General features: G+C 72.0%; 9 protein-coding genes and 1 pseudogene. 2 read left to right on the forward strand and 8 right to left on the reverse strand.

Annotated elements, in window-relative coordinates; genetic code table 11:
• Positions 1-121: 121 nt before the first annotated feature.
• From AE652_RS29810 to AE652_RS29820, 3 genes are all read right to left on the reverse strand, one after another.
• Entirely contained in the window at positions 122-925 is an 804-nt protein-coding gene (locus AE652_RS29810; protein WP_049657098.1) for a DUF3710 domain-containing protein, read from the reverse strand.
• Positions 926-994: 69 nt separating this feature from the next.
• Positions 995-1,462, reverse strand: coding sequence for a dUTP diphosphatase (dut, locus tag AE652_RS29815; protein WP_049657091.1), 468 nt, complete (start codon positions 1,460-1,462; stop codon positions 995-997).
• Complete coding sequence (locus AE652_RS29820) at positions 1,459-2,037, reverse strand: PaaI family thioesterase (RefSeq protein ID WP_049657100.1); 579 nt, start codon at positions 2,035-2,037, stop codon at positions 1,459-1,461. The genes dut and AE652_RS29820 overlap by 4 nt, the downstream gene beginning before the upstream one ends.
• Before the next feature lie 134 nt (positions 2,038-2,171).
• Between AE652_RS29820 and AE652_RS29825 the strand changes: the two genes are divergently transcribed.
• On the forward strand, positions 2,172-2,621 hold the full coding sequence (locus tag AE652_RS29825) for a DUF3093 domain-containing protein (RefSeq protein WP_049657093.1): 450 nt from the start codon (positions 2,172-2,174) through the stop codon (positions 2,619-2,621).
• A 268-nt stretch (positions 2,622-2,889) separates the two neighbouring features.
• Here AE652_RS29825 and AE652_RS29830 read toward each other — a convergent pair whose 3' ends face one another.
• The 4 genes from AE652_RS29830 to AE652_RS29845 all read right to left on the reverse strand — a co-directional run bounded on the left by AE652_RS29830 (position 2,890) and on the right by AE652_RS29845 (position 6,900).
• Positions 2,890-3,189: a DUF4193 domain-containing protein gene (locus AE652_RS29830; RefSeq protein ID WP_030285479.1), complete on the reverse strand. Its 300-nt coding sequence runs from the start codon at positions 3,187-3,189 to the stop codon at positions 2,890-2,892.
• A 472-nt stretch (positions 3,190-3,661) separates the two neighbouring features.
• Positions 3,662-4,645 carry an acyl-ACP desaturase gene (locus AE652_RS29835; RefSeq protein ID WP_049657095.1) on the reverse strand — a complete coding sequence of 328 codons (984 nt, stop codon included), beginning with the start codon at positions 4,643-4,645 and terminating at the stop codon, positions 3,662-3,664.
• Between the two features lie 229 nt (positions 4,646-4,874).
• Entirely contained in the window at positions 4,875-6,173 is a 1,299-nt protein-coding gene (locus AE652_RS29840; RefSeq protein WP_053112333.1) for a HAMP domain-containing sensor histidine kinase, read from the reverse strand.
• A gap of 73 nt (positions 6,174-6,246) precedes the next feature.
• Positions 6,247-6,900, reverse strand: coding sequence for a response regulator transcription factor (locus AE652_RS29845; RefSeq protein ID WP_049657097.1), 654 nt, complete (start codon positions 6,898-6,900; stop codon positions 6,247-6,249).
• 444 nt (positions 6,901-7,344) lie between these two features.
• On the opposite strand from AE652_RS29845, the gene AE652_RS29850 reads away from it, so the two are divergent.
• Complete coding sequence (locus tag AE652_RS29850) at positions 7,345-7,530, forward strand: hypothetical protein (RefSeq protein ID WP_030057688.1); 186 nt, start codon at positions 7,345-7,347, stop codon at positions 7,528-7,530.
• Positions 7,531-7,718: 188 nt separating this feature from the next.
• Here the strand turns inward: AE652_RS29850 and AE652_RS49560 are convergent.
• Positions 7,719-7,827: pseudogene (locus tag AE652_RS49560) on the reverse strand (inositol monophosphatase); the annotation flags it as partial.

Below are 7,827 nucleotides of genomic sequence, written 5' to 3' on the forward strand. Positions count from 1 at the left end.
CCCGCGGCGACTCCGGAACTGTACGGGCACCGGCACGTCACATGCAAATCGCCCCTGCCCGGGCTCCCGGGCAGGGGCGATCAGTGCCGATCAGGGCCGGCCGGAGCCGGCCCGAGCCGGGTCAGCGAACCTCGGTGATCTCCGGGCCGCGCGCGAACGGGTCGAGCGCGGTACCGCCGAAGCGGTTCTCGCCCTCACCGGCGGCGGCGGTCGCCCCGCCACCGTCGGCGACCATCTGGGCGTCCTCGGGAAGCTTCAGGACGATCGGGTCGCGGGGAGCCATCGGGGACTCGCCGCGCACGACGACCGTCTGCCGGAAGACCTGCTCCAGGATCCCGGCCATCTCCGGCTGCACGGCGGCCTGGCCCGAGATCACGCCGCGCAGGAACCAGCGCGGACCGTCGCAGCCGACGAACCGCACCAGCTGCACGCCCTGGGTGCCGTCCGGCAGCTGCACGGGGACCCGGGCGCGGAGGTGCCAGCCGAGCGGGCCCTCCTCCTCCTCGATGAGGCCGCCCTGCGAGGTGATGCCGTTGGCGATCTCCTCCCGGACCTCCCCCCAGATGCCCTCCGACTTCGGGGCCGCGAAGGCCTGGAGCTGGATGGCGCTGTTTCCGAGCACAAGGGTTGCTGCCACGATCGCGTCACCGGCGACCTCGACGCGCAGCTCCATGCCCTCGACGCCGGGGACCAGCAGACCCCCGAGGTCGACGCGCCCCTCCTCGGGGTTCTCCAGCTCGGAGTGGTCCCACGGACCGTCCGGCCGGGGGGCCGGCGGCAGGCCGACCCTGTCGGCCGGGTCCAGCTCGGTCACGTTCTCGCTCTCGGCGGAACCTTCGACGTCATCGGCCGTCTCGTCGGCGCTGATGGCGTCGTCGGCGAGCTGCTCGACAGCGTCCTCGCTCTTCTGGCGACGACGGAACACGGTCACTGCCCTTCCCGGTCCAAGACCGATGCGAATGCCTGCTCGGCTTCCTGCGAGGCCGCGGGCATGCTAGACCGCGGCATGGCCGCCGGTCGACCCGAACCCGCCCTCGGCGCGTGCCGACCCAGGCAGCTCCTCCACCTCGTGGAAACGGGCCTTCTCGACCTGCTGGATCACCAGCTGGGCGATTCGGTCCCCTCGGCGGAAGCTGACCCCCTCGCGCGGGTCCAGATTGACGACGATCACCTTGATCTCTCCACGGTACCCGGCATCGACCGTCCCCGGGGCGTTCACGAGGGCAACACCGCAACGAGCTGCCAGGCCCGACCGGGGGTGGACGAAGGCCGCGTAGCCGTCCGGCAGGGCGATGGCGATGCCGGTGGGCAGCATGACCCGCTCGCCGGGGGCCAGCTCCGCGTCGACGGTGGTGCGCAGGTCGGCACCGGCGTCCCCGGGCTGCGCGTAGGCGGGCAGCGGCAGCTCGGGGTCGATGCGCTTGATCAGGACGTCCAGCTGCGGGCGGGGGGTGTCGCTCAAGGGTTCACCTCAAAGGCTCGTGCGCGCTTCATCAGATCCGGGTCGTCGAGGACCTTCTCGATGTCCTCGGGACGACCGTGCGTGGTGAAGTGTTCCAGCTTTACCTGGATGAAGAGGGCCTGGGACCGGACGGCGACCGGCCCGTCCGGTCCGCCGATCCGCGCCTCCGCGGCGCTGTAGATCTTGCGGCCGTGCACGCCGGTGATCCAGGCGCGCAGGTGCAGCACCGAGTCGACGGGCACCGGGCTGAGGAAGTCGGTCTCCAGCCGGCCGGTCACGGCGGGGGCGTGCAGCAGCCAGTTGAGCGTGCCGAGGGTCTCGTCCATGGCGGTGGTCAGCAGCCCGCCGTGGGCCAGGCCGGGGCCGCCCTGGTGGGCGTCGCGGACGGCGAACTCGGCGGTGACGTCGAGTCCCTCGCCGGCGACCGCGTCGATCCGCAGGCCGCCGGGGTGCTGCGGGCCGCAGCCGAAGCAGTGCTCGTAGTGGGAGCCGAGCCGGGTGCCGGGGGCGGGCGCCTGGGGGTGGCGCTCCGGCAGGACGGCGTCCGGCGGCGGGGTGGTCGGGGACGGCGGTATGGCGGGCGCCGGCCGGTCGGTGGGGGTGCTGGGGGCTGTCGTACCGGTCACGGGGCCCCAGCCTACCCAGGGGTAGCGGGCCTCCGGTGGGGGTGGCGTCCCGGGCCGGACGTCAGGGCGACCACAATGGAGGCATGTACGACGAACGCCTCACGGTGCCGCGCTCCTGGTGGCTGCTCCCGATCGCGCTGGGCCTCACGTTCGCGCTGATCCTGATCCGGGTCAGCGGTCCGGCCGCGCTGATCGGACTGGTGGTCGGCATCGCCGCCGGCGCGGTCGCGATCAGCAGCTACGGCTCGGCCCGCATCCGCGTGGTCCAGGGCTCCCTGGTGGCCGGCCCGGCCCGGATCCCGGTGGACGCGCTCGGCGACGCGCAGGCGCTGAGCCCCGCCGAGGCGGCGGCCTGGCGCGGCCGGAAGGCCGATCCGCGCGCCTTCATGCTGCTGCGCAGCTACGTCCCGACGGCGCTGCGGGTCGAGGTGACCGATCCGACCGACCCGACGCCGTACCTCTACCTGTCGACCCGCTCGCCGATGAAGCTGGCGGAGGCGCTGGAGGACGCCCGGCGCGGCGCCCGCACCTGAGGCGGACCGGGCCGGCCGCGAGGCGGTCGGGCCCGGACACGAGCCGGACGGAAGAGGCCGGACAAACGGAGAGGGACGGTTCCGCTGCTGCGGGACCGTCCCTACGACTTTGTCCTGACCGGTCGACCGGCCGACTCCGTCCTCCCGGGCCCGTCCAGACGGACGATGCCCGGACCTGCCGTCCGGCCCCGCTGCCCGGGGCCGGAAGGAGCGGTGTACCGGTCCCGCGGGCGCAGCCGCGGGCACCGGGTCCTGTCCGCCGCGGTGCTCAGGCGCCGCAGTCCCGGCAGATCGGGTTGCCGTTCTTCTCGCTGTAGAGCTGGCTGCGGTGGTGCACGAGGAAGCAGCTCATGCAGGTGAACTCGTCCGCCTGCTTCGGCAGGACACGGACGGCGAGCTCCTCGTTCGAGAGGTCGGCACCGGGGAGCTCCATGCCCTCGGCGGCGTCGAACTCGTCGACGTCGACAGAGCTGCCGCCCTTGTCGTTCCGCCGAGCCTTGAGCTCCTCGATGCTGTCTTCGTTGAGCTCGTCGTCGGTCTTGCGTGGGGTGTCGTAGTCGGTTGCCATTTTTCGCTCTCCCCCTCCGGGTTGTGCGGTGTGTGCGGTATCTCCAGCGCACGTAACGCATGGGGGGTCGGTCTTGTGCCCGACCCGAGGCGGAGATTTTGCCTTACTTCAAGCCCTGTTACTCAATCGACACTCAGCCCGGGCTCCATCGGGGTGATCCCCAGGGCTGTGGAAGGCCTCACGCTGGGCCATCACCAGCCTTCCGGGGACCCGGTAAACCGACCACGCACAGTGAGCACAATCGGTGTGGATGTCTGGGGAATCCCTTGTCCATCAGGGATGCCGACCGATTCCGCGGACCGACCGGTGACCGGAATCCGGTCACGGACGGCGATCGACACCCCTGATCAGGTGATCACTCTCCGGGGTTGCCCGGAATCGTGGAGCGACACGGTGTGAGCTTGGTCACGTTCAGAATCATCCAGGGCAAACCGCGGGAAATCCACCCACTCCGACCGCTCGGTCCAGCATCTCAGCCGGCGTTCCTCCGGGCCTCCCGGCGTGCCAGCAGGGCGGCCTGGCGCTCCTCGAACTTCCGGGCCTGGCCGTCCAGCCCGTCGAGGAAGACGCCCAGCTCGTTCTGCGCCAGCAGGCCCTCCGGGCCGAGCCCGCCGATCTCCATCACCTTGAGGTGGCGCAGCACCGGCTGGAGCACGTCGTCGTGGTGGATGCGCAGGTTGTACACCCCGCCGAGGGCGATCTGCGCGGCGGCGCGCTCGAAGCCGGGGATGCCGTGGCCGGGCATCCGGAAGTCGGTGACCACGTCGGCGACGGCCCGCATGGCCTGGTCCGGGGCGATCTCCAGGGCGGCCTTCAGCAGGTTCCGGTAGAAGACCATGTGCAGGTTCTCGTCGTTGGCGATCTTCGCCAGCAGCTGCTCGCACAGCGGGTCGCCGGCGTACCTGCCGGTGTTGCGGTGCGCGATGCGGGTGGCGAGCTCCTGGAAGGCCACGTACGCGACGGAGTGCAGCATGCTGTGCGCGTTGTCGGACTCGAAGCCCTCCGACATGTGGCTCATCCGGGCCCGCTCCAGCTCCACCGGGTCGACCGCGCGGGTGGCGAGCAGATAGTCACGAATGGCTATTCCGTGCCGGCCCTCCTCGGCCGTCCAGCGGTGCACCCAGGTGCCCCAGGCGCCCTCGCGGCCGAACATGGTCGCGATCTCGTGGTGGTAGCTGGGCAGGTTGTCCTCGGTCAGCAGGTTGACCACCAGCGACACCCGGCCGACCGGGGTCACCTTGGAGTGCTCCAGCGACCAGGCCTCGCCGCCCAGCACGCCGTCGAAGTCGCGGCCCTGGCTCCACGGGACGAACTCGTGCGGCATCCACTCCTTCGCCACGCCCAGGTGGCGGTTGAGCTCCTTCTCGACGACCTCTTCGAGGGCGAGGATCAGCCGCGCGTCGGTCCAGCCGCTCGCGACGAGCGGGGAGCTGCTCTGCACAGGGGCGATGGTCACGGTGGTGCTCCTGAGGGGACGGCACGCGCTGGGACGGGCGCGCTGGACGGGGACACGTCGTGGACCCGTCGGCGGGGCGCCGACGGACTCACCTACGGTTGCGTAGGTTACGACACCGTAAGTTGCTCGGGCCGGAAAAGACAAGCCGCCCCCGCCAGGCCTTATGTCGTCTTGACGGGCCTGGCGGGGGCGGCTGGAAACGGTCGCCCGCGGAAGGGGCGTTCGACCCTTACGGCGAGGGGATGCGGACCCTCATGGTGAGGCCGCCGCCGGCGCGCGGCGTGGCCTCGATGGTGCCGCCGTGGGCGCGCACCACCGAGCGGACGATGGACAGGCCGAGCCCGACCCCCTTGTCGCTGCGGGTGCGGTCGGCGCCCTTGACCCGGCGGAACGGCTCGAAGATGTGCTCCAGCTCGTACCCGGGCACCACCGGGCCGGTGTTGGAGACCACCAGCTCGCCGCCGCCGGGCACCGCGGTGGTGGCCAGCTCGACCCAGCCGCCCGGGGTGTTGTACCGGACGGCGTTCTGCAGCAGGTTGAGCGCGAGCCGCTCCAGCAGCACGCCGTTGCCGGCGGCCATCGCCGGATCGAGCTTCGAACGCAGCTCGACCTCGCGCTTGTCGGCCTCGCCCCGGGTCTGCTCCAGCGCCCGGGTGGCCACCTCGGACAGCTCCACCGGGCGCCGGTCGGTCAGCTCGTTCTCGCTGCGGGCGAGCAGCAGCAGGCCCTCGACGAGCTGCTCGCTGCGCTCGTTGGTGGCCAGCAGGGTCCTCCCCAGCTGCTGGAGGTCGGAGGAGGTCGCCGGGTCGGAGAGCTGGACCTCCAGCAGGGTGCGGTTGATCGCCAGCGGGGTGCGCAGCTCGTGCGAGGCGTTGGCGACGAAGCGGCGCTGGGAGTCGAAGGAGCGGTCCAGCCGGTCCAGCATGCCGTCGAAGGTGTCGGCGAGCTCCTTGAGCTCGTCGTCCGGGCCGTCCAGCTCGATCCGGCGGTGCAGGTCGGAGGAGGCCACGTCGCGGGCGGTGCGGGTGATCCGGCCGAGCGGGCGCAGGACCCGGCCGGCCATCGCGTAGCCCGCCGCGAAGGCGATCACGGCGAGGCAGAGCAGCATGGTCAGCGACTTGCGCAGCAGGGTGTTGAGCGCGGAGTCGGAGCGCGCCAGGAAGTCGGCGGCCTGCAACTGGTTGTAGCTCGTGCTGTTCATCGTGGAGTGGACGCCGTCCGGGCCGGTGACCTGGATGCTGCCGTCGAAGACCAGGTTGCGCGGCGCCAGGTACGAGACGGCGTCCTGGAAGAACACGTACATCAGCAGCAGCAGCACCACGCCGGCCATCAGGAACATCCCGCCGTAGAGCAGGGTGAGGCGCATCCGGATGGTGGGGCGGAAGGGGAACCAGGCGAGCATGCCGTCGCCGGGGACGTAGGACCCGGGGCGGTGGACGCGCGGCGGGGTCAGGGGCTTCGGCGGGACGGCACGCGGGCCGCCGGCGGGCGCGCCGGAGGCCCCGCCGGCCGGGGGCGGGGTGGTCATGATGGTCCTCTCGGGGCGTCCGCCGGGGCGGGCGCTTACGGCGGGGAGTCTCGGGGTGGGCGGACTCCGGTCGTCAGATCCGGTAGCCGGAGCCCGGCACGGTGACGATCACCGGCGGGTCCCCGAGCTTGCGGCGCAGCGTCATCACGGTGACGCGCACGACGTTGGTGAACGGGTCGGTGTGCTCGTCCCAGGCCTTCTCCAGGAGCTGCTCGGCGGAGACGACGGCACCGCCGGCCCGCATCAGCACCTCCAGGACGGCGAACTCCTTGGGGGCGAGCTGGACGGTGCGCCCGTCGCGGATCACCTCGCGCCGGCCGGGGTCGACCGAGATGCCGGCCCGCTCCAGTACCGGGGGCAGCGGGATGGTCGCGCGGCGGCCCAGCGCCCTTACCCGGGCGACGAGTTCGCTGAAGGCGAACGGCTTCGGAAGGTAGTCGTCCGCGCCGATCTCCAGGCCCTCGACCCGGTCGCTGATGTCGCCGGAGGCGGTCAGCATGATCACCCGGGTGGCCAGGCCCTGCTCGACCACCTTGCGGCAGACGTCGTCCCCGTGGACCAGCGGAAGATCGCGGTCCAGGACGACGACGTCGTAGTCGTTGACCGCGATGCGCTGGAGCGCGGCCTCCCCGTCGTACACAACGTCGACGGCCATCGCCTCGCGGCGCAGACCGGTCGCGACGGCCTCTGCAAGCAGCTGCTCGTCCTCGACGACGAGAACCCGCACGGTCGTTGTCCCTTCTCCAGGCCGGCCCCGGAAGCGGACGCACGGCTCCGACGGTGCCTCCATCCTGCCTGGTCGGGCGGTAAAGCAGCGATAAGCTGCCCCTCGGGCACGGAACCCGGGTCCGCGGCGGTCACTGTTCGCATCCGCACCACTCCGCTTGGACTGTGACACGGGCAACTTTCTCGCGCCGAAAGGTTTCCCCGCCCTGGGGGCGGGGAGGACAGCTGCACACCCGCGATCTGGCTGACGGCCGATCGCACCCACCCGCCGTGCGTTCATCCGCGCCGGCCCTGGGGCTGGGACATCACCGGGAGCGGCCGAAGGGCCGTCTCCGCACCCGTCCGGACTGCCACCACCTTCCGGCCTGGGTGCTTTCACCGGCTGGACCTTCCCCGGGGCGGAGAGCGCACGACCGTGCACGTCCGACACAGTAAGGGGGCCCGTATGGACGCCTTCAAGGCCGGAATCCTGCAGCGCATAGCCAACGCCGAGCAGGACCTGCACCGCGCGATCGAGGCCGGGGACGAGTTCCTCGCCGAGGTGGAGCAGTCCGAGCTGGACGACCTCCGCCGACTCGCCGCCGAGCACGGCGTGGACACGGTGCTGGAGCGCCACCGCACCGCTGCCTGACCCGTCCGGCACACCGACCCGTCGCCGGACCTCCGGCACCAGCGGCCCTACGGGGGCCGTGCGAAACCCAGGCCCTGGCATCCCCCGTATGTCAGGGCTCTTCGCATGTCCGGGGCCTTCGCACCCGGGCCCGTCGCACGTCCGGGCCGTCCCGCCGCCGGGTTCCGGCGGCGGGACGGCGGAACCGGTCAGTCCGCCCAGGCGCGCAGCGCGGCCAGCCGCTCCTGGAGCGGCTGGTACACGCCCGGAGCGGCGGCCACGGTCAGCTCGCCGTCCGGCCCGTGCCCGGGCCGGCCG

Source organism: Kitasatospora sp. MY 5-36 (assembly GCF_001182915.1).
Classification (GTDB): domain Bacteria; phylum Actinomycetota; class Actinomycetes; order Streptomycetales; family Streptomycetaceae; genus Kitasatospora.